20 protein-coding genes are annotated in these 22,308 nt (G+C 58.1%); 7 read left to right on the top strand and 13 right to left on the bottom strand.

The features are described from left to right. Nucleotides 1–15: 15 nt before the first annotated feature. The gene (locus tag HRQ60_RS04110) at nucleotides 16–2,265 is read right to left on the bottom strand and encodes an FAD-dependent oxidoreductase (RefSeq protein WP_172194370.1); all 2,250 of its coding nucleotides are present in this window, start codon (nucleotides 2,263–2,265) and stop codon (nucleotides 16–18) included. Between the two features lie 423 nt (nucleotides 2,266–2,688). Here HRQ60_RS04110 and HRQ60_RS04105 point away from each other — a divergent pair, with 423 nt between their 5' ends. After that, entirely contained in the window at nucleotides 2,689–3,942 is a 1,254-nt protein-coding gene (locus HRQ60_RS04105; RefSeq protein WP_172194369.1) for a nitrate/nitrite transporter, read from the top strand. 162 nt (nucleotides 3,943–4,104) lie between these two features. On the opposite strand, the gene HRQ60_RS04100 is transcribed toward HRQ60_RS04105, so the two are convergent. Both HRQ60_RS04100 and HRQ60_RS04095 read right to left on the bottom strand, forming a co-directional pair. After that, nucleotides 4,105–4,989 (bottom strand): NAD-dependent epimerase/dehydratase family protein, encoded by an 885-nt coding sequence (locus HRQ60_RS04100; protein ID WP_172194368.1) that lies wholly within the window; start codon nucleotides 4,987–4,989, stop codon nucleotides 4,105–4,107. A gap of 33 nt (nucleotides 4,990–5,022) precedes the next feature. After that, nucleotides 5,023–6,015, bottom strand: coding sequence for a sugar kinase (locus HRQ60_RS04095; RefSeq protein WP_172194367.1), 993 nt, complete (start codon nucleotides 6,013–6,015; stop codon nucleotides 5,023–5,025). 213 nt (nucleotides 6,016–6,228) lie between these two features. On the opposite strand from HRQ60_RS04095, the gene HRQ60_RS04090 reads away from it, so the two are divergent. Together HRQ60_RS04090 and HRQ60_RS04085 are read left to right on the top strand one after the other, a co-directional pair. Continuing rightward, nucleotides 6,229–6,540 (top strand): hypothetical protein, encoded by a 312-nt coding sequence (locus HRQ60_RS04090; RefSeq protein ID WP_172194366.1) that lies wholly within the window; start codon nucleotides 6,229–6,231, stop codon nucleotides 6,538–6,540. A gap of 146 nt (nucleotides 6,541–6,686) precedes the next feature. Further along, complete coding sequence (locus HRQ60_RS04085) at nucleotides 6,687–7,613, top strand: AEC family transporter (protein WP_172194365.1); 927 nt, start codon at nucleotides 6,687–6,689, stop codon at nucleotides 7,611–7,613. Between the two features lie 361 nt (nucleotides 7,614–7,974). Here the strand turns inward: HRQ60_RS04085 and HRQ60_RS04080 are convergent, their stop codons facing one another. The 10 genes from HRQ60_RS04080 to HRQ60_RS04035 all read right to left on the bottom strand — a co-directional run bounded on the left by HRQ60_RS04080 (nucleotide 7,975) and on the right by HRQ60_RS04035 (nucleotide 17,291). Beyond that, nucleotides 7,975–9,114 carry a sensor histidine kinase gene (locus HRQ60_RS04080; protein ID WP_172194364.1) on the bottom strand — a complete coding sequence of 380 codons (1,140 nt, stop codon included), beginning with the start codon at nucleotides 9,112–9,114 and terminating at the stop codon, nucleotides 7,975–7,977. Nucleotides 9,115–9,305: 191 nt separating this feature from the next. Next, entirely contained in the window at nucleotides 9,306–10,364 is a 1,059-nt protein-coding gene (locus tag HRQ60_RS04075) for a lactonase family protein (RefSeq protein WP_172194363.1), read from the bottom strand. Between the two features lie 213 nt (nucleotides 10,365–10,577). Beyond that, nucleotides 10,578–11,546 (bottom strand): phosphotransferase family protein, encoded by a 969-nt coding sequence (locus tag HRQ60_RS04070; RefSeq protein ID WP_246281121.1) that lies wholly within the window; start codon nucleotides 11,544–11,546, stop codon nucleotides 10,578–10,580. Between the two features lie 329 nt (nucleotides 11,547–11,875). Continuing rightward, nucleotides 11,876–12,400 carry a hypothetical protein gene (locus tag HRQ60_RS04065; protein ID WP_172194361.1) on the bottom strand — a complete coding sequence of 175 codons (525 nt, stop codon included), beginning with the start codon at nucleotides 12,398–12,400 and terminating at the stop codon, nucleotides 11,876–11,878. Nucleotides 12,401–12,456: 56 nt separating this feature from the next. Then, nucleotides 12,457–13,722 carry a VWA domain-containing protein gene (locus HRQ60_RS04060; protein WP_172194360.1) on the bottom strand — a complete coding sequence of 422 codons (1,266 nt, stop codon included), beginning with the start codon at nucleotides 13,720–13,722 and terminating at the stop codon, nucleotides 12,457–12,459. A 40-nt stretch (nucleotides 13,723–13,762) separates the two neighbouring features. Further along, nucleotides 13,763–13,948, bottom strand: a complete 186-nt coding sequence (locus tag HRQ60_RS04055; protein WP_172194359.1) for a hypothetical protein — start codon at nucleotides 13,946–13,948, stop codon at nucleotides 13,763–13,765. Continuing rightward, complete coding sequence (locus HRQ60_RS04050; RefSeq protein ID WP_172194358.1) at nucleotides 13,941–14,537, bottom strand: HAD-IA family hydrolase; 597 nt, start codon at nucleotides 14,535–14,537, stop codon at nucleotides 13,941–13,943. Before HRQ60_RS04050 ends, HRQ60_RS04055 begins: the two co-directional genes overlap by 8 nt. A 13-nt stretch (nucleotides 14,538–14,550) precedes the next feature. Continuing rightward, nucleotides 14,551–15,285 carry a DUF1361 domain-containing protein gene (locus HRQ60_RS04045; protein ID WP_172194357.1) on the bottom strand — a complete coding sequence of 245 codons (735 nt, stop codon included), beginning with the start codon at nucleotides 15,283–15,285 and terminating at the stop codon, nucleotides 14,551–14,553. Between the two features lie 34 nt (nucleotides 15,286–15,319). Continuing rightward, nucleotides 15,320–16,288 (bottom strand): aldo/keto reductase, encoded by a 969-nt coding sequence (locus HRQ60_RS04040; protein WP_172194356.1) that lies wholly within the window; start codon nucleotides 16,286–16,288, stop codon nucleotides 15,320–15,322. A 43-nt stretch (nucleotides 16,289–16,331) separates the two neighbouring features. Continuing rightward, nucleotides 16,332–17,291, bottom strand: coding sequence for an alpha/beta hydrolase (locus tag HRQ60_RS04035; RefSeq protein ID WP_172194355.1), 960 nt, complete (start codon nucleotides 17,289–17,291; stop codon nucleotides 16,332–16,334). A 227-nt stretch (nucleotides 17,292–17,518) separates the two neighbouring features. Between HRQ60_RS04035 and HRQ60_RS04030 the strand changes: the two genes are divergently transcribed. The 4 genes from HRQ60_RS04030 (at nucleotide 17,519) to HRQ60_RS04015 (ending at nucleotide 22,242) form a co-directional block, all read left to right on the top strand. Next, complete coding sequence (locus HRQ60_RS04030; RefSeq protein ID WP_172194354.1) at nucleotides 17,519–19,816, top strand: outer membrane protein assembly factor BamB family protein; 2,298 nt, start codon at nucleotides 17,519–17,521, stop codon at nucleotides 19,814–19,816. Nucleotides 19,817–19,904: 88 nt separating this feature from the next. Further along, on the top strand, nucleotides 19,905–20,096 hold the full coding sequence (locus tag HRQ60_RS04025) for a hypothetical protein (RefSeq protein ID WP_172194353.1): 192 nt from the start codon (nucleotides 19,905–19,907) through the stop codon (nucleotides 20,094–20,096). 183 nt (nucleotides 20,097–20,279) lie between these two features. Further along, nucleotides 20,280–20,720 (top strand): hypothetical protein, encoded by a 441-nt coding sequence (locus tag HRQ60_RS04020; RefSeq protein WP_172194352.1) that lies wholly within the window; start codon nucleotides 20,280–20,282, stop codon nucleotides 20,718–20,720. 160 nt (nucleotides 20,721–20,880) lie between these two features. Next, nucleotides 20,881–22,242 carry a dipeptidase gene (locus HRQ60_RS04015; RefSeq protein ID WP_172194351.1) on the top strand — a complete coding sequence of 454 codons (1,362 nt, stop codon included), beginning with the start codon at nucleotides 20,881–20,883 and terminating at the stop codon, nucleotides 22,240–22,242. The last annotated feature ends 66 nt before the right edge of the window (nucleotides 22,243–22,308 follow it).

Raw genomic sequence — 22,308 nt, 5'->3', positions numbered from 1 at the left:
CTCCTTCTCGATCGATTAACGGGAAACGGATTTCAATTCCGCATGCGGTCCCGGCGCGTCCGGAGCGGCAATCCGGATCACGTCTTCCGCCCTGAGGGCCGCCTCCTCCGCATCCTTCCCCAAACGCCAAGCCAGTTCTTCCCGAAGCGCGCGATCCAGCAGAATCTCCCGGACGGATCTCAGACCGACCCGTTCGAACCATTCCCACAGCGCTTCGCCGTAAAAAGCTTGTTCCCGGTACAGCTGCAGCAGTGCTTGCCCGAACAAAACAGCCTCTTCTTCATTTTCCGCGACTCCAAGCCATTCGCCGGCACGGACCGGATGCTCCGCATGTCCGCCGGCGTAAAGTTCCCATCCGGCCGGACAGCGCCCCAAGCCGATATCCCGAACCGCAATACCCCGCGGATCGTGCGGACCGGCCGAGACCGCTGCGTCCACGGCTCCGGGAAGTCCCACTGACCGCAGGCTCCGAGCCAAACGCGCCTCGATCCTGTGCACCGCATCCGCAGGTAGATATCGATCGGACGGCTCCTCCCGCATCGGAATATGCGCTTTGCAGGCGCGAGTGCCTTCTGTGTGTTCCGATTCGTACGCGTGATCCCCGCTTCTTGTTTGCAGGTAATACAGCACGGCCGGCCGACAGATTTCGCAGCCGCCCGTCCACTCCTGCTCCGGGATCAGACGAAATCCCCGTCCGGTCAGACCGATCGGCGCAGAAGCCCGTTCGCTCACCGAAAGCCCAAGCCGGGCAGCTTGCACCGCGGCTTTGAGCCCGGCACGGCCAAAAGGCACACAGCCGCACAGCGCTTCTTCCGCCGCTTCTTCCCGATCAGAGCGGGCAGCCGGAGCGGAGCCCGCTCCCGACTTCGCGTATTCGACGAGCGCCTCCACCATCGGCCGACAGCCGCCGCAGGAACCCGAAGCTCCCGTAGCCCGCTTGACCTGGTCGGCCGAGGTCAGACCGTCCGAGATCACCGCCTGCATAATAGCGGATTTGCTGACCTCGTTGCAGGCGCAGACCGCATCGGCTTCGGGCAGCGATGCGGCGGCCGCCTGCAGGCCTCCTCCGGCACCCACGCCGGAAGACAGACTCTCGATGGATGCCTGCTGCCCGATCAGTTTCAGCAGCGAACCCGATTCCGCCGTATCTCCATAGAGGATCGCACCGACGATCCGCCCTTCCTTCATCGTCACTTTGCGGTACAGACCGCGGATGCCGTCTTCGGTCCGCTGCGCGACTTCCGCTTGATCTTCACGGATTTCACCGGCCGAGAAGACCTCGACGCCGGAAACTTTGAGCCGGGTATACAGCGTCGAGCCGCGATACGCATCGCCTGACGCCCCGCACAGCCGGTTCGCCAGCACTTTGGCCTGTTCGTAGAGCGGAGCAACCAGGCCGTAAGCGATCCCCCGGTGTTCGGCGCATTCGCCTAGGGCGTACACGCCCGGCATATTCGTCTGCAGGCCGTCGTCCACCAGAATGCCGCGCCGGCTGGAAATACCGCTGGCTGCCGCCAGTTCCGTATTGGGCGTGATCCCTACCGCCAGAACGACCAGATCCGCCTGCAGCCGTTCCCCATCCGCAAACAGCAGACCTTTGGCCCGGCCGAGACCGGTAATACTGGCCGTCGTGGTATTCAGCCGAAACCGCATGCCCTGCCTTTCCAATTCTTTTTGCAGAAGCCGGGCCGCCGTCTCGTCCAGCTGTCGGTTCATCAGGAAAGGCGCATTGTGAACAACCTGCGTGTCCATGCCGAGATTCAACAGGCCGCGCGCCGCTTCGAGCCCAAGCAGGCCGCCCCCGATCACCGCGGCCCGGCGCACGCTGCCGGAAGCCCGGATCATGGCCGCACAGTCTTCCAGATTCCGAAACGAAATGACGCCGCTTTTGTCGGCACCGGGAATCGGCGGAACGAACGCGGAAGAACCGGCAGCGATAATCAGATGATCCCAGGGCAGGCATAGTCCCGATGCGGTCTCGACTTCCCGGTGTTCGCCGGTTCGGATCCGCACGGCCCGCTCACCCGTATGCAGGGCAATGCCGTGTTCCTTATACCATTCATAGGGATTCAGTACGATCTCGTCGAAGGAAGAGCTGCCCTGCAGCACTTTGGAGAGCATCATCCGGTTATAGTTGGGATGGCGTTCTTCGCCGATCACCGTCATTTCGAACCGGTCGGGAGCAAGCTTCAGAATTTCTTCCAGACAGCGGATGCCCGCCATTCCGTTTCCGATCACGACCAGCTTCGGCTTTTGCTTGAGCATATCCGCCTCATCCTTTCTTGCCTTTCAAGATTCGCCTGCCGAAAAATCAGGACACAAAAAGCCTATCTTCTTCCGCCGTAGAAAGAAAAATAGGCTGCGCTGCCGATGCAAAGCGGTACTCCATTGTACCGAATGACTATTCATAGGGTAGGGGAATAGAAGGCTCAAGTCAACCTTTATGATAGTTTATCTAACATATAAATTGAGATAAAAGCAAATTTGAAGACTTTAAAAAGTTTTTAAGTTAAATATATTGACATGTAAAGCTTAAATTTTTATACTTTGCTTAGTCAAAGACCCCACAACGCTGTGAGGTCTGCATCCGGCAACGAGGCCGCAGTTCGTTCTTTCTTCAAAGAACGAACTGCGGCCTTTTCGGATTTCCCTACCCTTTCAACCGATCTGCGAGGAGATGAGACAAGTATGGAAACGGAAAAAAAGAGTTTTTGGAAAAGCGGCCACACGCCGAGTTTGTTGAGCGCCTTTTTGTACTTCGACATGAGCTTCATGGTCTGGGTGATGATCGGGCCGCTGGCCGTGGTTATCGCGGCCGACTACCCGATGGACCCTCTGCAAAAAGCGCAGCTCGTCGCCCTGCCGATTCTCGGAGGCTCGATTCTCCGGCTCGTGCTCGGAGCGCTTACCGATTATATCGGTCCCAAGCTGACCGGACAGATCGGGATGCTGCTCACCCTCGTTCCCCTGATTATCGGTTGGCAGTTCGTCCACTCGCTTGACCAGCTCTATATTGTCGCTCTGCTTCTCGGCATCGCCGGCGCTTCGTTCGCAGCGGCGCTGCCGCTTGCCGGGCAGTGGTATCCCAAAGAACATCAGGGATTGGCGATGGGCATCGCGGGCGCAGGCAACAGCGGCACCGTACTCTCCACCTTGTTCGCCAACCGGATCGCCCAGCATTTCGGCAGCTGGGAAATCGTATTCGGACTGGCGATCATTCCGATTAGCGTCGTCTTCGTGATCTTTACTTTGTTTGCCCGAAACAGCCCCCACCGTCCCGCCCCCAAAAAGCTGTCCCATTACGCCTCCGTTTTGCGTCAGGGCGACGCTTGGGTATTCTGCATGTTCTACGCGGTCACTTTCGGCGGATTTGTCGGTCTCTCCAACTATCTGACGATCTTCTTTAACGCCCAGTACGGGCTGTCCGCGGTCCGGGCCGCCGACTTTACAACCATCTGCGTGATCGCGGGCAGTTTCTTCCGGCCTCTGGGCGGCTTCCTGTCCGATCGGCTCGGAGGCATCCGGATGCTGACGATCCTGTTCTGCGGGGCCGGCCTCATGCTCGCCTTCGTCGCTTCCATGCCTCCACTCACGGCTGTCGTGATCTTCCTCTTCGCGGGCATGATGTGTCTGGGCGCCGGCAACGGAGCGGTCTTCCAGCTCGTTCCGCAGCGCTTCGGCAGCGAATTGGGCCTGATGACCGGTATTGTAGGCGCCGCCGGCGGCTTGGGCGGATATGCGCTGCCCATGCTGCTGGGCAAGCTCTATCAGATGACGGGCAGTTACACGCCGGGATTTGTCTGTCTGAGCGGATTTGTACTGCTTACCCTCGGCCTTCTCGTGGTTATGCAGCTCAGATGGCGCACGACCTGGGCCGCCGCGGGAGGACTCGCTTCTTCCGCTCCGGCTTCGACCGGGCTGCCCGGAAGAATCAATTCCTGATCTTGGCCGCTCCGGCATATCCGTTTTTCACTCCAGCGGCGGTGTACGTTTAGGCAGGGCCCCTTTGCAAAAAAAGAAAAACGGCGATTCCTGAAGTCCACTTCAGGGATCGCCGTTTTTGGGCTGTATCTTCGATTAAATTCTGCCTTCGGGGTTCAGGAATCAGCCTTTCCGCTCCGCCAGTTCGTGCACCAGATCCGGCAGCCAGTCGTCCAGATTGCGGAACACGAATCCCGCCGCCTCGGCGCGGGACGTATCCATCGTCCAGTCTCCGGGAATACCGAACGGCGAGCCTTCGCTGTCGGGTCCTTCCGGAAGCACGATAGCGCGTCTTCCGGTTTCCCGGTCGATGACAGCCAGCAGTTCGCGCAGCCGCGGCCGGCCTGCCGAAGCGGCATTGAACGGTCCCGTTACGCCGCTCTCGCCCAGCCATTTCAGGAAATCCGCCGCTTCTTCTTCATGTATGAAGCAGATACGCGCCTGCGTATTGGGCATAACGAACGAAGTTCCTTTTTGGATCCGGTCGATATGAAAATGCAGACGTTTCGTATAATCGTGGGGTCCGAGTACGATCGGCAAACGTGCCGCTGCCGCAGCAAACGGAGCTTCGCGGAAAAATACCGCTTCCGCCTGCGCTTTGCCTTCGCCGTACGGGACTTGACCGACCGGACTCGGCGGAATCTCCATCGAGGCCGTATCCACCTGTTCTTCTTTTACCTCCGCCGAACCGGTTTCGTATACGGACAAACTGGAGGTCAGCACATAACGCCCGACCCTGCCTGTGAACACGCGGATCGCCGCCCGAGCTTCGTCCGCCTGATAACAGATGTTGTCATACACCACGTCCCAATATTGTCCCTGCACCGCCGCGGCAAGCGCGCTTTCGTCGGTACGGTCGACCCGAATCCGCTTTACCCGATCCCCGAACGGATCTTCCGTCGTGCCGCGGGTGGCAATCGTCACCGTATGTCCGGCTTCCAGCAGTTTTTCGACCAGAAGTTTACCGAAAAAACGCGTTCCTCCCAGCACCAGCATATTCTGCGTCATCCTGTAGGCCTCCTGTTCGTTGATCGACTTCTTTTAACGTGTAACCTGTTTCTGTCCACCTTGAATCGTTTGAACTTCGGCAAGCGTCGGCAGGCCTTCCCAATCGCCTTTGAACTGCGTCGCCATCGAACCGAGCAGATTGGCCCGGCGCAGCGCTTCATGCAGCGATTCCTCGCCAATTCCCGTCGAGAGTTCTTCCCGACGGTCGAGCAGAACCGAGAGCAGCCCGGAAGCGAACGCGTCTCCCGCCCCGACCGTATCGATCAACCGTTCAACCGGGAACGGTTCCGCGCGCACGACCGTTTTTTGCGTAAACCCGATCGATCCTTCCGCGCCCAGCTTCATCGCCACGACTTTTGGACCCATATCCAGGAAAGCCCGGCCGTAAGCTTCGATCTCCTGAGGACCGAGCAGGAATTCCGCTTCTTCGTCTCCCGGCATGAAAATATCGCACAGCGGAATCAACGACAGCAGCGTCTCCCGGGCCTGTTCTTCGCTCCACAGCTTGCGGCGCAAATTGGGATCGAAAGAAACCGTGAGCCCTTTCTCTCTTGCCAGCTCCATCAGTTTGCGTACCGCCGCCGCCGTATGTTCGCCAAGCGCAGGGGTAATCCCCGTCACATGCAGATGCCCGGCACCCTGCAGCCACGTTTCGTCGATCATATCCGGAGCCAGACGGCTCGCCGCCGATCCTTTTCGATAATAATAAACCGCCGGGTCGCCGTAGCGCTTGAAGTCTTTGAAATAAACCGCTGTCGGCGCTTCGGGGTCTCGGAGCGCATGCGACACATCGACTCCTTCGCCCGCAAGCGTCGTCAGTACCAGATCGCCGAACGGATCGCTGCCGAGTCTGCCGATCCAGCGTACTTTTTTGCCCAGTCTGGACAGTCCGATCGCCACGTTCGATTCCGCCCCCGCAAGCGATTTGGTAAACAAAGGCTCGTACTGCAAAGCCCCCTGGTTGTACGATTGGAACAAAATCATACTTTCTCCGAGCGTGACTACGTCCACCTTGTTGTCCTGCATTTCCGTTTGTCTCCTCCCCGTACTCTCCGCCGCTTCGTATCCGCCGCCGCAGCCGAGGTCCGTCCCGTTTTGAACACGCTATCATCAAGCTTCTTCCAGTTTACGCGCTAAATGCCTTGCGGACAAGCGCGTTCGCTCACACCCGGCTGCTTTGGCGGGGGATCGGTCCGAGCTGTTATAATGAAGAAACCTTCGAAGAAAAGAGGCAAACCCATGGCATTCGGAATCAACAGACAGGAGCTTACCCGCTGGAAAGAAGCCGTGGAACGCGGCGAGATCGCTTATCTGACGCATTTCTGGCTGCACCCCCGCTTCCCCGGCATCACTTCCGTCACGAAAGTCGGCTGCAGCGATCTGGGCAAACTGTCCGGCTGGTGTCTTCGGAACGGACTGAGCCCCGCCCATATCCACCGCCGCGACCGCTATCCGCATTTCGATCTGATCGGCCCCAAACAAGCGGAGATTCTGCGGCGCGAAGGACTGCTGGACCAGCTGGAGCGCTTCGTGGAACGCAAACGCCTATAAGCGTATAGGCACCGCGTATTGGACGCCCGGGCGCCGCTGCGATAAAGTAATCTGTATCACGCGGGGCTCGGGATTTCCCCGGCGGCGTTCGGCGCACTGTCGTCCCGCCCGGAAATCCCAGCGCCGGCAGGCGAAGGAAGGTTCTTATGCTGCTGTCCGTTTTGGCTACGATGTACCACGTTTTTCTTCCGCTGTCTTTTCCCGTGATCGCCGGCATTCTGCTGAGGCGCTTCCGCGGGCTCGACACGAAACCGCTGTCCGTTCTCTCGCTTTATCTGCTCAGCCCGTCCATTATCTTCACCACTTTATTGAATGCGCGCGTATCCGCAAACGATGTGGGTATCACGATCGCATTCAGCCTGATCAACCTCCTGGCCATGTGGGCGGCAGCGGCTCTGCTCGGCCGCCTGCTGCGGCTGGAAGATTCGGAGAAAGCCGGACTTACGCTGGTGGCTTCGTTTACGAACTGCGTAAATTACGGTCTGCCGCTCGTCCTGCTGGCTTTCGGGCAGGCCGGGCTCGACAAAGCGGCCGTCTATGTCGTCATGCAGATTATCATCGTCAATACGATCGGTGTGTTTTTTGCCGCACGATCGCAGTTTTCGGTCAAAAAAGCCGGGCAGGCCATGCTCAAGCTGCCGGCCCTGTACGTGGCGGCGCTGGCCGGACTGCTGCGTCTGACCGGAATCGAACTGACGGATGTGGTGCAGACGGGCGTCAATCTGCTGGCCGACGCTTATTCGCCGGTAGTGCTCGTCATCTTGGGCGCGCAGATGATCGGAGCGGCCCACGGCGAATGGCAGCCCAACCTGCGGCGCGCGTTCCAAGCAGGCCTAGCGCTGCGGCTGCTGGCCGCACCGCTGCTGAGCTGGCTGATCTTGATTCTGCTCGGCGCGGAACCGCTGCTGCTGGGCGTCCTGCTTGTACTGGCTTCGATGCCGACCGCGGTCAACGCCGTCATCTTGGCGGAACAGTTCGGCGCTTCGCCGAAATTCGTCTCCCGCTGTATCTTGTGGACCACGCTTGCGTCTTTCCTTATGCTGCCGCTGCTGCTCGCCTGGACCGCTCCGTAATCGCCCGGCAGGCAGCTTCCCTTTTCGACCCAACCCAAAAAGAGCCTGTCCATAAGGACAGGCTCTTCAACGTGTCGAGAAAGTCTGATTCCGAGAGAGGCGAGGAGGCGAAGGGAGAAATTCAGTGTAGGAGCGCCAGCGTTCGCCTTTGAAATCGGGAAAATTCCGCTAAAATCCAATCCTTTTTCCCGATTTCAACACGCGACCTAAAGCCTTTCGAAGAAAGGCACATCGTGAGCGTCCGCTAACGAATTTCTCCCACAGCCGACAAGCTTTTCACACGAATGGGACTTTCTCGACAGCCTGAAGAGCCTGTCCATAAGGACAGGCTCTTTCGGATGACATCAAGCTTGGGTACCGTCTATCCTTCGGTCGAAAAAGGAATATCCGCGTGAAAAGCGGTGCCTTCGCCTTCGCGGCTTTCGGCAAAAATCCGTCCGCCCATCAGCCCCACCAATTCCTCGCAGATCTTGAGTCCGAGTCCGGAACCGCCGTACAAACGCGCATGCGACACATCGGTTTGGCTGAACGCTTTGAACAGCTTGTCCATATGCTCTTCCGGGATGCCGATTCCCGTATCCCGAACGGTGAAGCGAATCTGCTGTTCGCCCGATTCCGTCCGCTGCGGCAGCGATTCCGCCGACAGCGTGATGCTTCCCTGCTCCGTGAACTTCATCGCGTTGCCGATCAGGTTGTCCAGCACCTGACGCAGTCGATGCGGGTCGCCGTAGGTACGCTGCGACAAATCTCCGCCGATCGCAAGCTTCAGTTCCAGACCTTTCTCCGCCGCGCGCGCACTATGCGTCTTAAGAATCGATTCGAGAACCTGCCTCAAATTGAATTCGATCCGTTCCAATTTCATCCGGCCGTTGGCCGCACCGGCCAAATCGAGCGCATCGTTGGCGATATTGAGCAGCGTATCTCCGCTCCCTTTGGCCAACTCGAGGTATTCCCGCACATCGTCCGGCAGGCTTTCATCCATCAGTACGATATCGAGCAGGCCCAACACGCCGTTCATGTTGTTCCGCATTTCATGGTTGAGTTTTCCGATAAACTCCATTAACGCCCGGCTCTGCCGATGGGCGGAACGTGCGGCATGAGCCGCTTCTTCCTCGAGCAGCTTGCGATCGGTAACTTCATACTGCAGACCGACAAACAAGACGCAGCGCCCTTCGGTATCGAAGATCGGATCAATATTCAATTCATTCCAGAAAGGGCTCCCGTCACTTCGGTAATTCAAAATCTCCGTACGTACGGGCATGCATTGTAACAGCCGCTCCCGAATTTCCCGGACCGTCTCGCTGCGGGTACCGTCGCCCTGCAAAAAGCGGCAGTTGCGGCCGATGACTTCCTCGCGCGAATAACCGGTCAGCTGCAAAAAATAATCGTTGACGAAAACAAGCGGCTGTTCCGGATCGGCTGCGTCCGTAATGGTGACGGACGAACGAAGCTCCCCGATGATGTGCGTCCAGTCCGGACCGGACGCAGGCAAATCACTCATCTTTCCGTTCCCTCCTCTGATTCGCTCCGGCGAAACAGTTAAAATTCAAACTTTAAACAGCGTATCATACCTCTAAGGTTTTTTGCTATCCCGACTTGCTCCGAGACACTAAAAGCGGTTCCCCCACAATAGGAAAGAACCGCTTTGGGTAAATCGTTCAGCCGAACAGGCAGACCGCCCGTCCAATCGGCTTATACGTAGTAAGGACGAACGCATACCGGCTTCGATACGCTGACCGTATTGCCGGTGAAACTCAGGCGTCCGCTTGCTTGGTCAACCTGGAACACGGCAATATTGTTGGCATCGCGGTTGGCCGCAAGCAGATGGCTTCCGCTTGGAATCAATGCGAAATGGCGCGGGTGACCGCCTTCGGTGGAAATGTGCTGAACGAGCGTCAGCTTCTCCTGCGCTTCGTCGAACGCGTAGACCACGATGCTGTCGTGACCGCGGTTGGCTCCATAAACGAAACGTCCGTCTGCGGAAACCGTGATCTCCGAGCAGCCGTTCTCGCCCGTGTAATCGGCCGGAAGCGTCGGTACGACTTCGATCTCGCCGAGCGAACCGTTATCGGTTCCATAGCGGTAAGAAGCGATCGTCGAGTTCAATTCATTGATCACAAAAGCGAATTTCCCGCCCGGGTGGAAAGCCAGATGGCGCGGACCTGCGCCTTTGGCCGTCCGGGTATCCCCTTGAGCGACCAGCTTGCCGGCTTCGCGATCGATCGAGTAGGTGCGAATCAAGTCCAATCCCAGATCCTGTACCAGCACGAACTTCTCGTCGGGACTGAAGAACGCGGAATGGACATGCGGCGCGGCTCCGTCTTCCGAGCGGTGAGCCGATACATCGAGCAGTTCGCCGACATGACCGTTTTCTTTTAACGACACGAGTCCGGCCATTCCGCCGTGATAACTCGATACGACCAAGAAACGGTTCTCCGAATCGCGCTGAACGTGGCAGGTCGTGTTCGGAGTCGTGATCGTCCGGTTGAAGCGGGTCAGTGTACCGTTCTCGTCAAAATGGATCATCATGACTTCGCCGGACTTACCGCCTTCGGTTTCGACTTCGCCGATCGCATAAATATGGGAATGTTCAACATCCACATTGAGAAAAGTCGGATTTTTCAGACCCGAGGTCTGGTCGAGCAGCTTGAGGCTGCCTGCGGTTTCATCGAATTCGTACGTATACACGCCGCTCGAAGCGGATTCGGCATAAGAGCCGACAAATACGAACATTTTTTGTGGTTGGGTCATGGTTATTCCTCCTGGTCGTCATTCGCCGTATCCGCGCCGGACATACAAAAGCCGTGCCTTCCGCGGATACGGCCCTTGTCTCCGGCGTCCGCCGACGGCTCGGCTTACCGAGCGATATGTCATAAGTATAACTTAACACATGCGAAATCTCTACTTCTCACATACCCTTAAGACCTGCCTGGCGAATCGCGCGGTCTGCCGGCAGGGCTGCGTTCAAAGTGCGGCGAACCAGGAAGGACGATCGTTTGCAAATCCTTCGTGGTCGCGTTCGAGTTCATCCGTCAGCCTGATCGCCTGCTCCAGACGCTCTTCCCGATGTTCGATACCGCTTTCCGCCGCTTCCGCCAACAGCGATATCGCCCCGACTGCCGCATACAGGCCGTACAGGCGCCAAAAAGCCGGCTCCGGCTCCTGCCCGCCGTGATAACCGAGAATCTGGCCGGTACAAAAAAGTGTGCTGGCTTGGCGGCTGTGCAGGCCAAGTCCCGCAAACTCATAGAGAGGGTCCCCCCAGCCGAAACGTTCGAAACCGACCACGCCCGCAAGTCTCCCCATTTGCACGATCAGATTCTCCGGGCCGAAACGCCCGTGCAGGAAGACCGAAGGCCGGCCTTCGGCCAGATGCAGATCCCGGCGAATCTTCTCCGCTGCCGCTTGCGCGGCGCGAGTACGAATCCCGTGCGTCTGCAAAGCGGCCATTTCCCGTTCCACTTTGCGCCGACAGCGCTCTCCCCAGGCTTCCATGTCTTCGGGAGCTTCGTAACAGCCGATCCGGCTCAGCGCTTCGCCCGCCTGCATCCCGATACGCAGCTGTTGGGGTTTGGGAGAAAGAGGCAGCAGCTGCGCCGCATCGGTCCCTTCGATATAGGACACGAGCAGGAAAAACGGTCCGGCCGGCTCCCAGCGTCCGATCGCAATAGGGCGAGAGCAGTGTACGGTCATCGCCTGCATCCGGTGCAGCGCTTCATATTCGGCCCGCTTGAGCGCAAGCGAATCTTCGTCGAACAGACGAAGCAGATAGGCACCGTCGTATCCGTAGAAATGGACCTTGTATTTCCGGTCTGTGGACAAACCTCCGGCTACCGGGTAAGCTTCGATGATCTCGCCCAGAGGAGCAATCGCCCGCCCCGGGAGTTCGCAAACTTCCTGCTGCCTTCTGTTCGGATCGTTCGTTTCGTCCATACCGCTCACCTCTTCTCCTCCTTTCCGCCGTCGCAGCTTCTGCGTCCGTAATTGTTGAGATTGTGCTTGATTATACGCCGAATAAGGCCGCTTTTGAAGGCAATTAGAGGAAAACGTTGCGAATTTTACGCAGAAAAGGGCTTTTTTCGACAAAAAAGGCGTATTTTCAGAGAAAGACAACGATTCAATAAGCAGAAGAAATTTATTTTTGGTCGAAAATTGTCGGTTGCAGGCAAAAAGAAAACGAGAGACAAACCGTTTTCGGTTCGTCTCTCGTTGCTAACCATCATATCGGCTTTCCTATAGAGCGTCAACCCTTATCCGCAATTTTATGCTTTTCCGGTGACCCCGACACGGCGGTGCAATTCGTCAAGATGCGACAATACCCATTCGTCTTCGGGTGCGTCTTCCAATCTGTAATTCAACTCATCGTGGAAATCCTGGATCATGAATCCTTCGGGCGCACTGCCCAGAATCTCGTCAAAATCGTATTCCGGCAGCTCGATCGTCCCTTTGGACGCACCTTCGATCCAGGCGATCCAGTCTTCGAGCCGCAGCACGCCGCGCGCCCACAGATCAAACTGCAGACTCAGTACATCCTGCATCCGGTCATACTGCGCCGGTTCGGCGAATCGCCGGCTGAACGCCACCGCGTGATCGAACAGTTCGCCCAGCGCCTCCGCTTCGGCGGCCGACGGCTGATGTTCCAATCCCCGCAAATAATCCTCGACGGCGATTTTCTCGCCGCTGTCATACAGCATCGGCGTATTCGACAGCAGCCATAAGCTATGCTGAACGTCATCCTCCGCGATTTCTCCGCGCAGCGCGGCATCGATCCATTGCTGCAAATTCACGAAATCCCCTCCACTCGCTTTGTTCCAAACTTGTACGGCTTTGTTGACTGTCGGTTCTAACCGCCGGAACCTGCACGCAGGATATTTTTGGCGCGCGCTTCCTGCAGCCAGTCCGGAAACTCTTCGAACAGACGGTCGTACAGCTCTTCGTCGCTCACCGTATCGATATCGTCGAGCGAGAAAAATCCGGCATTATCGACCAACCGGCCCGGCAGATCGTCCAGTTTGCGCAGAATGCCGTAATTGGCTTCGCCCAACCCGACGAACTGCCAGAATATCGGATGCAGCGAACTTTCCGTCAGCAGACGCGAAATTTTCTTGGTCTCCGATACGCCCCCATCGCTGAAAAAGACGACATAAACCGGTACGGACGGGTCCGAATCTTCCACCGTGAACTTATGAATCACATCCTGCATGACCGCCGGTTCGTTATTGCGCCCTCCCGCTCCTTTGAAGGGGTAGACGCGGCTTACGTAATCTTCGTAACCCTGCACGGTTGCCGGCTCTGCGCGCACAAATTCCAGCGCAAACATCCAGACATCGAGCATCCCGTCATCGTCCAGACTCGCGGCAATCGCCAGAATCCGCTCGAATGCGCGCTGGACGGTTCCGTTTTTGTAGAGCTTGTTCATCGACCCGGAAGCATCGAACACGACGGCAACCTTCGCTTTCACCCGGGCAATCCGTTTTTTCTCCAGCGATACGGCGACTTTCTTCTTCAGCAGATCGATCCGTCCAAGCGCAGGCTGCGCAGACGGCTTCGCAGCCTCTTCGGAAGGAACGGCCTCGGCCGGAGACTCCGCTTCGACGTCGACGCCAAACGATTCCGCCAGCGGACCCAGTCCCCCGTCGAATCCGCGTCCGATCGAACGAAGCTTTACCGTTTCTTTATACGCGTAAATTTCGGCCAGCACAAGTGCCGCTTCCCGCCCCGCTCCGGACAAGGCACAGACAACAGTCCGTCCTTCATATTCCACTGTCAGCGTCAACCCGCGGACATCCGCGAAAGTTCCCGGACCTTCCAGCACGGCTGCGAATACGAATTTTTCGATCGTGCCGGCTTGGATGCCGCCCAGATCCGCTTCGAATACGGCCGACCGTTCTCCGCTTGAACTCAGCGTGACGCCGCTTCCCGGACTGCTCGGCTGATTGTAGAAAATAAAATAATCGTCCGAAAGCACTTTCCCGTCCGGCCCCAATACAAAACAGCTCGCATCGGGCAGCGAAGGCGCGGATTCCCATTCCAGCTTGACCCGGGCGATGCCCGAACTTCCCAGTGATGTGTTCGCGCCCGCAATCAACGATTCCGTCCGTTCTCCCATTCCGATTCCCCGTTTCCGAAGTTTATGTAAGCCGAACTCTTCAGCGAATCAGCAGATACAGTCCCAAGCCGATCAGCAGCAGCGACATGCCGATCTGAATCCAGCGAATCGGACTCGTAAGGCCCAGAATCCGGCCCGTCACCTGCGACTTCCCGCGGCTGAGCGTCCCGTGCAGAAATTTCAGCCCCATCGCAAGTCCCGCTATTCCGGCTATAAAATTAAACATCCGTTGTTCCCTCCCCGTAAAGACGGCGGTCGATCTCGCGGACCCAACAGCCGGCGGAATCGGCCAGGATCGTCTCCCATCCCAGCAGGCGTGCCGTTTCCAAATTGTCTTCCTTGTCATCTACGAAGCAGATGTCCGTCCCCTTCAGCTTGGCTGCGGCGTATTCGAACAACCGGCGATCCGGTTTGTGGAAACCGGCTTCGCTCGACACGGTAAAACTTGCGATATGCTTGGTCCGTCCGGCAAAAAGGGGTTGAATCCAGGCCGCCACGTGGTTGCTGAGAATATGAATATCGGCCTCCCGGCTCCAGGTCTCCAGCCGTTCCAAAGCGGGCAGCGGAACAAGCGTTTCCCGGAGCAGCGTTCGGGCGTAAGCGGGCTCGATACCGGGGCAGGCGTTGGACAGCCATGCCCAGAATTCGCCTTCCGTGAGCAAGCCCGACCACAGCCGGCTTCCGACTTCTTGTTTGTAACGCCGGCGCAGTACGCGGCGTTCGATCCCGCCGCTTTGCGCCAAACCGCTCCAGAAACCGTCCAGATTGTCCGCGAGCACTCCTCCGACATCGAATATGAGCTGCGGCTTTGCCATTTTTGCGTTCTCCTCAGCGTTCATGTTCCGTTCCTCCCGTATTCATCCGGGTGAACAGAACCAATACGACATACGTACCGGCCTGCAGGACGAACAGACCGCCGCCGAACAGCACCAAATGCCGGACCCATTCGGGATCGCTTAACAGATCCCGCATGTCTTTGAGCAGCAGAAGCGGACTCGAGACGATATCCCAACTGTTCCAGCGGATAAACCGGCCCATATAGATCCCGAAGCTCGACAGCAGCAGAACGGCTGCGGCGAATAGTGCGCTGGGCAGACGCCCGAGCGCCCGCGATACAAGCCGGTGTACCGAATACAGCGAAGCTCCGGCAATCAGCAGCCCCAGCAGCGCGGCAAGCAGCATCGGCAGCAGATGGTGCCAGAAGCCGATGTCTTCCCAGAAGCGCTGCTGCGGATCAATCGGATAGCTGCGGAATACATGCAGCAGATCGGTCAGCAGGTAAGCCGTGTTGGGATAAAAGAACAGCCACAGCAGTCCCGTACCGGCCAGCAGAATAGTACGCAGCGGTCCGCGCCGGAGCAGGGTCTGCAGATCCAGTCCGACCGCCGCCGCGGCGGGAATCCAGGCCAGGAAAAAGTTCCAGATCATAAACCGGTAAGGACGGCCTTCCGCCGCGCTGCGGATATCGAGCAGTACGGCAAGGTCCAGCAGGGTCAGCAGCAGCAGTACCGCCCAGAGAACCGCTTTCTGCGGATACTGGAGCGGTCTGAGTTTGTTTATCATCGATAGGATCCTCCATTAGCGCTTCGGAGGATATTCAGTCTCCCCGAGCCGTCATATACAGCCGGTACCAGTCGTCCCGGCTCATTTGCTTGGCCTGATGCTCCGCGTCCGCGCAGGCTTTGATCCGCTCCGGATTCATCGTCCCGATCACGGGCTGAATACCGGCCGGATGCTTCATCAGCCAACCGAGCACGACAGCCTCCGGCGTGGTTTCCCGTTCGCGGGCCATCCGGGCGACGAGTTCAGCCGTTTTGCGGATCGGCTCCGGTTCGCCGCTGACATCGCGGCCCGTAAACTTGCCCTGGGCCAGCGGTCCCCAGGCCTGCAGCTGAATATTCTCGGTTCGGCTGAATTCCATCAAACCTTCGGAGAAATGGACATGGGTTCCCTGGGTCTGATTGACGCGAACCGTTTCCTCGACAAAATCGAGCCGCCCGAGTCCCATTTCCAGCTGATTGACGACCAGACGGTCCGACAGCGCACGCTCGATAAAGCGGATCTGCGAAACGTTCATATTCGAGACGCCAAAATAACGGACTTTGCCCGAAGCTTTCAATCGGGCAAACGCTTCGGCGATCTCTTCCGGCTCCATCAACGGATCGGGCCGGTGCAGCAGCAGAATATCGAGATAATCGGTGCCCAGCCGGGCAAGCGAGCCTTCGACCGAAGCGAGGATATGATCGCGCGAGAAATCGAAGCGTGACGGCAGTTCTTCGTCGGCCAGACCAATTCCGCATTTGGACTGCAGCACAATCTCGCCTCGCAGTTCCGGTCTATCTTTGAGAATCCGGCCGAAAGCTTCTTCGGATTTGCCGCGCGTATAAATATCCGCGTGATCGAACATGTTGATTCCGATCGAGAGCGCGGCTTCGACAGCCGCTTCCGACAAGGCGGCACGCTCGTCCGTCAGAGGGGAGTGATCCCACTCTCCTCCGAAAGGCATACAGCCCAGCACCAGCCGGCTGGCCGGAATTCCTCTTGCATTCAACGGGATTGTGTTCATCTTCGCTGTTCCTCCTTCGGCCGAAGCCGTTTATGGTTGCTTGTTACCGGGTTCTTTCCGGATATGTTCCGGCGCCGCCCGCGTTTCGGGCATGCAGAATGTCCAGCAGTCTTTTGAGCAGGCCGATCACCGTGCCGGGTTTGTCTACCTGCACATGATGTCCGCTGCCGTCCACTTCAAGCAGGCGGCCCGTTTCGGACAAGTCTTTCATTTTGACTGCCGTGTTGTACAGCGTACGCTCCACTTCCTGCCGGACCGTCCGTCTGGTCGAAGCGGAAGGACGGTAGATCCCGGCTTTGACGACAGCCAACGGAAGCCTTACAAATCGCGAACCCGGAACGCTGCCCGTCTCGCCTACGAAACATTCGTATTCGCTCTCGGCCGCAGCCAGGCTGTCGGCACTGAATACGCGGTCCCACATGGCATCGCTCGCCCGCTGCGGCAGTTTCGCGACAAACCTGCCGAAGCCCGGAATCCAGCGTCTGGCGGCCAGCCAGGGAAGCAGCCCGATTTGGGTGGCGTATTTGGCCAGACCATACAGCCGGACACTCAACTTTTGCCGCTTGAGATAAGGAATCGGGAAAGCTCCCCGAATCTCGTCCTCGTGCGAAGCATCGATCAGCACCAGTGCCGCGACATCCTCGGGATATCTTTCGGCATACAGCCGGGCGTAGAATCCGCCAAGCGAATGTCCGACCAGAATAAACGGCCGCGCAATTCCTAGTCGTTCGACGAGTCTTCGCAGATCTTCCACGCAGCGGTCGCTCGTTCGGGGAAGCGGACCGGGGTCGCTGAATCCGTAGCCGGCGCGATCATAGACAAGCGTCTGGGTCAGCTCGGCTATTTCCGGATACACAAGCGACCATACCTCGGACGATACGCCGCATCCGTGCTCGAATACGACAGGCGGATATTCGCCGGCCGTTCCGGCAAGCACGGCATGCAGTCCTTCTATCTTTTGTCCCGAGGGAAGGGACGAGCCCCCTGTGACCTGCTTCTTCATCGCCTCTCCCCCTGCGGACGAAAACGGATCTGGATCCGCTCTCGTCATGTTGTGATTTCCCCCATTATACTACGGCCGGCAGCCGGCGACGAATTTGCGGGCAGGCGGTCCGCTCCTTCGGGCCGGCAGCGTCTTGCTTATTTTGTGCGCAGGGCAAACTTTTTTGCCAGCCCGAGCGTCTAAAGAGGCAGCATCCGAAGTTCACGCAATCCGGGAGGTCATGATCCATGAAACGTTTTCCCCTGTACCCACCTTATCAAAAGCCCGCTGCAATCCGGCAGAACCGGCAGCGGATCCGCTCTTTGCGAACCCCTACGCTCCGTGCGGGTCTCGTCCTCTGCCTCCCTCTGCTTCTGCTGACGGCGGCCGCACTTCCCGCTCATCCGGTCTTTGCAGCCGGGCAGCCTGCGGCCGAGAACGGAAACGTTCAGCTGCGGCTGTCCGCCCCCTATTTCAAAATGCGTCCAAGCGAAAACAGCCGTTCTTCTCTAGGGGTCAGTTATTACGAAAATCCGGGCTCCGACCTGAACGTAACCGGCCGCAGCGGCGAACTCTATGAAGCCATTACCCCGCTCGGCGAAAAAGTTCACATCCCGGTCTGGTACACAGAAAGCGCGGCGGCTTCGGCCCAAAACGCCGAACCGCTGACGATCCGGATGAAGCCGGATGCCAAGCTGCATCTGTTTCCGGAAAGCGAACTTTCCTGGCCTGCGGAATATGCCGAATCCGGAGCTTTATCGGCGCTCCGCTGGGGAGATTGGTACGGGATTTCTCTTCCGTCCGATCCCGGTTATGCCCATGGAACGGTTGTAAGGCCGGCTCTGCTGTGGGTCGCAAGCACCGAAGTGCAAAGTGCCGTCCCTCCCGAAGGCGGGCTGTTCGCCGCGAATTCCAGCTTGTCGACAGACAGCGTGCGAAGCTTGACGGAAACGTCGCTCACGTCAGGCGTATCGAAGAAGCGGGTGCTTGAACTGTTGGGCGAACCCTACTCCCGTTCGCCGCTTCCGCATCGCGGAACAACCGATGCCGCAAACGCGGAAGCACGCGGCGAATTGTGGCGTTACGAACGAAGCGGCGCGCATTTGACGATCTCTTTCTCTCCCGGAGGCGCGCTGTTGGAATGGAACTGGATTCTGGCAACTTCGGAAGCTCCGCAGACCGGAATCCATTCCGAACAGCCTCCCTATACGTTCAAATATGAATTCCGGACGCTGCCGGTCGTTCCTTCCGTTTCTCCCGAACCGGTCTGGCAGTCGCAAGCGGCGCTGGATGCCCAATACCTGCTGGACGCTTCGGATAACGTCCTGCTGGTGCGAAGCGACGATGTTCCAGGCGGCCATCCGCAGAGCGGCATTTACGCGCTTGACCGGTCAAGCGGCAGGAAGCTGTGGGAGAGGGGTGCCGGAGGCGGACGTCTCGACGCGCTTCCCGGCCAAGACGGACGTTCCGTACTTGTGTTCACCGGAGCCGATTCGGATCAAGCAAACCGGCCCATGCTCCGCAGTATCCGCCTGAGCGACGGCGCCGTGCGCTGGAGCCGGGAAGCCGGAGATGCGGCAGATTCGCCGGGAATCCGGATTTTCGCCGCCGGCACCGCCGCGATTGTGGCGCTTCAGCCCGATGCGGCAGAGAAAGGGATCTTGACCGTGCGTTCCCAGCGCTCGGGAAATCTTCTCTGGACCAAAGAATTCGCGGATCCCTATGTTGTCTTGAACGAAGGCTCGAACGATCCCTATGTCCTGATCCAGCAGGGCCGCTGGATCCAGGCGCTCGACCCGCTCACCGGACGGGCGGTCTGGAGTCTCAAATCGGAAGTCGATACGCTGCCCAATCCCTATCTCGATTCCGTATTCCCGGCAGGCGAACGCAGCGGTCCCTTCGCCCCGAGCAGCGGCGCCCGCTGGGTGACGCTCGGCAGCGACTGGATTCGCCTCGATACGGCAACCGGCGAAATTCTCGGTCGCCGCGCAATCCGCTCCAATGAAGAAGTCGATATGCTCGGCAGCCGTTATCTGCTGATCCTCCGGGCGATAGACAGTCCGGTCTATGCGGACGGTTCGCTGTTCGAGTCGATCCTCTACGATGTTCAAGCCGCACGCGAAGTCTGGTCCGTTCCGGGCCGTGCTTCCCATCCGCTGATGGATGAAGACGTGCTGTATGTGCTGCTGAACGGGATTCCCGCAGCGCTGTCGGCCGAAGACGGACAGCTACGCTGGAAGACGCAGACGGCAGAGTTTGCACGGGCGGGTCAGCAGAATCTGCTGCAAGCCGGAGACTTTGTCCGAATCGACGACCTTCTGCTGCTGCCCTACGGAAGCGACCTGCTCGCTTTCGATGCGAAGGCCGGCAGTCTCAAGCGGCGAATCGACGGGTTCTCCGCCGCGTATACCGAAAATAACGGACGTCTCGTTCAGAACGGACTGTTGAATGCCGACGGCGAGACCGTCTATGCCGGCTCCGCGGACGGCCGTTTCACGGCTTGGAATGTCCAACAAATCATTGAGGCGCTCCGCGCACAATTTTAATCCGGGACTCATCTTTTTTTCCGCGAGAGGCGTATAATGGAAATAAGACCTAACCGCACCTCACCCCAAATTTCGAGGAGGGACCGTTATGACAGGCAGACCGAATTATTCTTTGTGGATGACCGAATTTCTACTCAGTCCGGACTCCGTCAAAGAGCAGCGCATCCGAGAAGTCGAACGGGAGGATAATCCGGAGTTGATGAACAGTATTCGATTCCATCTTGCCCTGCACAACCAGGTTTATCTGCTTCGCAGAAGAAGCCGCCGCAGAACGGGTTGAAGCCGGGCAGCCGTCCCAAGCCTTTTTTGGCGAAGCGCCAATCCGGCGTTCCGCTTTCTGAACCTGTTCCCAACCGGACAGGTTCTTTGTTTGGCCGGGCCTTGTTTTGAATCTTTTTTGCGGGCACCAGGGAGTATGGCGTATACTGGATAACGGAACCGAATTCCGAGGAGGAACAAATAGATGAATGCAGGGCAAAAGAAAGCGTTGGGGATCATCGGAGGCCTGGTCGCGGTAATCGCGATCGTCGCCGTCGTCATTTTCCTCGTATATGCAAGATCCAATCCCCAGCAAAGTCCGTTCGGACTTCAAATGGGACAAACGCTGAACAGCGACGAGACCGGTGTCACCGACAGCGGGACTTCGTTCAGCCGTACCAAACCGATTTACGCGATCGCCGATTATCCCGAAACCGGAATCACCCGCGATCACACGGCAATCCTGTCGGTCATTTCCGAAAGTACGGGAGAGGTTGTCCAGCAGCAGAAGGTCGAAGAAGACGATTCGACGCAGCAGATCCGGATGGACCTCGACAATACGAACTGGGAACCCGGCATCTACGAATTGACTTTCGCGCGCAGCGGCACCATGGTCGGTTCCATCAATTTTTCGCTGCACCAATAAGCGAAGAAGCGGCGCGCCAAGCCGCATGGCATAAGGCCCGGAGCTGTTCCAAGAACCGCCCCGGCGTCCCGCCCCTGACACGCATGCCTTTCCGGCATGCGTTTTTTTGTAGTACAATTACCCCCGAGACGATCGTACAAGGAGGCTTCTTTTTAACCCAATGAACAACTACCAAACTTATTTCGAACAGAACCGCGAGAAACACCTGAACGAACTCAAGGAATGGCTGGCGATTCCGAGCATCTCCGCGCTGTCCGCGCACAAAGGCGATGTCCGCCGTGCGGCCGAATGGCTGAAGGACGCGCTCGTACGCGCCGGACTCGAGAACATAACGCTGAACGAAACGGAAGGTCATCCGATCCTGACCGCCGACCACCTGCATGCGGAAGGCGCGCCGACGCTGCTGATCTACGGTCATTACGACGTACAGCCGGTCGATCCGCTGAATCTGTGGGAGACGCCTCCTTTTGAACCGACCGAGCGCGACGGCAAACTGTATGCGCGCGGCGCAACGGACGACAAAGGGCAGGTGCTGCTGCATGTCAAAGCGCTGGAAGCGATCCTGAATCAGGAAGGCAAACTTCCGGTCAACGTCAAGCTGTGTATCGAAGGCGAAGAAGAAGTCTCGAGCCCGAATCTGGTCGAGTTCCTGGACAAGCATGCGGAAGCTCTTGCGGCCGATGCCGTTCTTATCTCGGACACTTCGCTGCTCGAGCGCGGCAAGCCGGCGATCAGCACGGGTCTGCGCGGACTGTGCTCGATCGAAGTCTCGCTGAACACGGCCAATACGGATCTGCATTCCGGTTCGTTCGGCGGCGGCGTTCCGAACGCCCTGCACGCGATCGTCAGTCTGCTGAACTCGCTGCACGATGAGAAGACGGGCCGCGTCCGGGTGGACGGATTCTATGACGATGTGCTTCCGCTGACCGAAGACATGCGCGGCGAGCTGGCCAAAATGGATTACGACGAAGAAAAACTCCAAACCGATCTGGGTCTCGACTCCCTGTTCGGCGAAGAAGGCTACTCTTTCCTTGAGCGTACCGGCGTACGTCCTACGCTTGAACTGAACGGCGTTTACGGCGGCTTCCAGGGCGAAGGTACCAAGACGGTCATCCCCAAAGAAGCACATGCCAAGATCACCTGCCGCCTGGTCGCAAATCAGGATCCGCAGGATATCTTGAACAAAATCGAACGCCATCTGCACGCCCATACCCCTGTCGGGGCCAAACTGACACTCGTACCGGGCGAGAAAGCATTTGCTTTCAATATCGACCCGTCCCATCCTTTCTTGCAAAAAGCGGCCGACGCCTACGAAACCGTATACGGCGTACGCGCTTTGTTCACGAAAGACGGCGGCTCGATCCCGATCATCGAAGCGTTCTCCCGGGTATTGGAAGCGCCGGTCGTTCTGATGGGCTTCGGTCTGCCGGACGAGAATCTGCACGCGCCGAACGAGCATTTCAATCTGGAGAATTTCGACAAAGGCCTCCTGACGCTCGTCCAGTATCTGAAGACGGTGTAATACAGAAAAATACAGAAAAAGCCGTTCCCCTCGGGGAACGGCTTTTTGGTGTTTCGAACGGGTACA

The sequence above is a fragment of the Saccharibacillus qingshengii genome (assembly GCF_013185195.1).
Classification (GTDB): domain Bacteria; phylum Bacillota; class Bacilli; order Paenibacillales; family Paenibacillaceae; genus Saccharibacillus; species Saccharibacillus qingshengii.
The sequence above is the reverse complement of the archived record's forward strand: the minus strand, read 5'-3'. Positions and strand labels throughout refer to the sequence as shown.

Excerpts from the sequence above, each read along its gene's own strand:
- HRQ60_RS04030 (WP_172194354.1), top strand. The coding sequence starts at position 17,519 with ATGAAACGTTTTCCCCTGTACCCACCTTATCAAAAGCCCGCTGCAATC.
- HRQ60_RS04060 (WP_172194360.1), bottom strand. The coding sequence starts at position 13,722 with ATGGGAGAACGGACGGAATCGTTGATTGCGGGCGCGAACACATCACTG.
- HRQ60_RS04040 (WP_172194356.1), bottom strand. The coding sequence starts at position 16,288 with ATGAACACAATCCCGTTGAATGCAAGAGGAATTCCGGCCAGCCGGCTG.
- HRQ60_RS04090 (WP_172194366.1), top strand. The coding sequence starts at position 6,229 with ATGGCATTCGGAATCAACAGACAGGAGCTTACCCGCTGGAAAGAAGCC.
- HRQ60_RS04080 (WP_172194364.1), bottom strand. The coding sequence starts at position 9,114 with ATGAGTGATTTGCCTGCGTCCGGTCCGGACTGGACGCACATCATCGGG.
- HRQ60_RS04110 (WP_172194370.1), bottom strand. The coding sequence starts at position 2,265 with ATGCTCAAGCAAAAGCCGAAGCTGGTCGTGATCGGAAACGGAATGGCG.
- HRQ60_RS04045 (WP_172194357.1), bottom strand. The coding sequence starts at position 15,285 with ATGATAAACAAACTCAGACCGCTCCAGTATCCGCAGAAAGCGGTTCTC.
- HRQ60_RS04055 (WP_172194359.1), bottom strand. The coding sequence starts at position 13,948 with ATGTTTAATTTTATAGCCGGAATAGCGGGACTTGCGATGGGGCTGAAA.
- HRQ60_RS04095 (WP_172194367.1), bottom strand. The coding sequence starts at position 6,015 with ATGCAGGACAACAAGGTGGACGTAGTCACGCTCGGAGAAAGTATGATT.
- HRQ60_RS04070 (WP_246281121.1), bottom strand. The coding sequence starts at position 11,546 with ATGGACGAAACGAACGATCCGAACAGAAGGCAGCAGGAAGTTTGCGAA.
- HRQ60_RS04105 (WP_172194369.1), top strand. The coding sequence starts at position 2,689 with ATGGAAACGGAAAAAAAGAGTTTTTGGAAAAGCGGCCACACGCCGAGT.
- HRQ60_RS04020 (WP_172194352.1), top strand. The coding sequence starts at position 20,280 with ATGAATGCAGGGCAAAAGAAAGCGTTGGGGATCATCGGAGGCCTGGTC.
- HRQ60_RS04050 (WP_172194358.1), bottom strand. The coding sequence starts at position 14,537 with ATGGCAAAGCCGCAGCTCATATTCGATGTCGGAGGAGTGCTCGCGGAC.
- HRQ60_RS04015 (WP_172194351.1), top strand. The coding sequence starts at position 20,881 with ATGAACAACTACCAAACTTATTTCGAACAGAACCGCGAGAAACACCTG.
- HRQ60_RS04075 (WP_172194363.1), bottom strand. The coding sequence starts at position 10,364 with ATGACCCAACCACAAAAAATGTTCGTATTTGTCGGCTCTTATGCCGAA.
- HRQ60_RS04025 (WP_172194353.1), top strand. The coding sequence starts at position 19,905 with ATGACAGGCAGACCGAATTATTCTTTGTGGATGACCGAATTTCTACTC.
- HRQ60_RS04085 (WP_172194365.1), top strand. The coding sequence starts at position 6,687 with ATGCTGCTGTCCGTTTTGGCTACGATGTACCACGTTTTTCTTCCGCTG.
- HRQ60_RS04035 (WP_172194355.1), bottom strand. The coding sequence starts at position 17,291 with ATGAAGAAGCAGGTCACAGGGGGCTCGTCCCTTCCCTCGGGACAAAAG.
- HRQ60_RS04100 (WP_172194368.1), bottom strand. The coding sequence starts at position 4,989 with ATGACGCAGAATATGCTGGTGCTGGGAGGAACGCGTTTTTTCGGTAAA.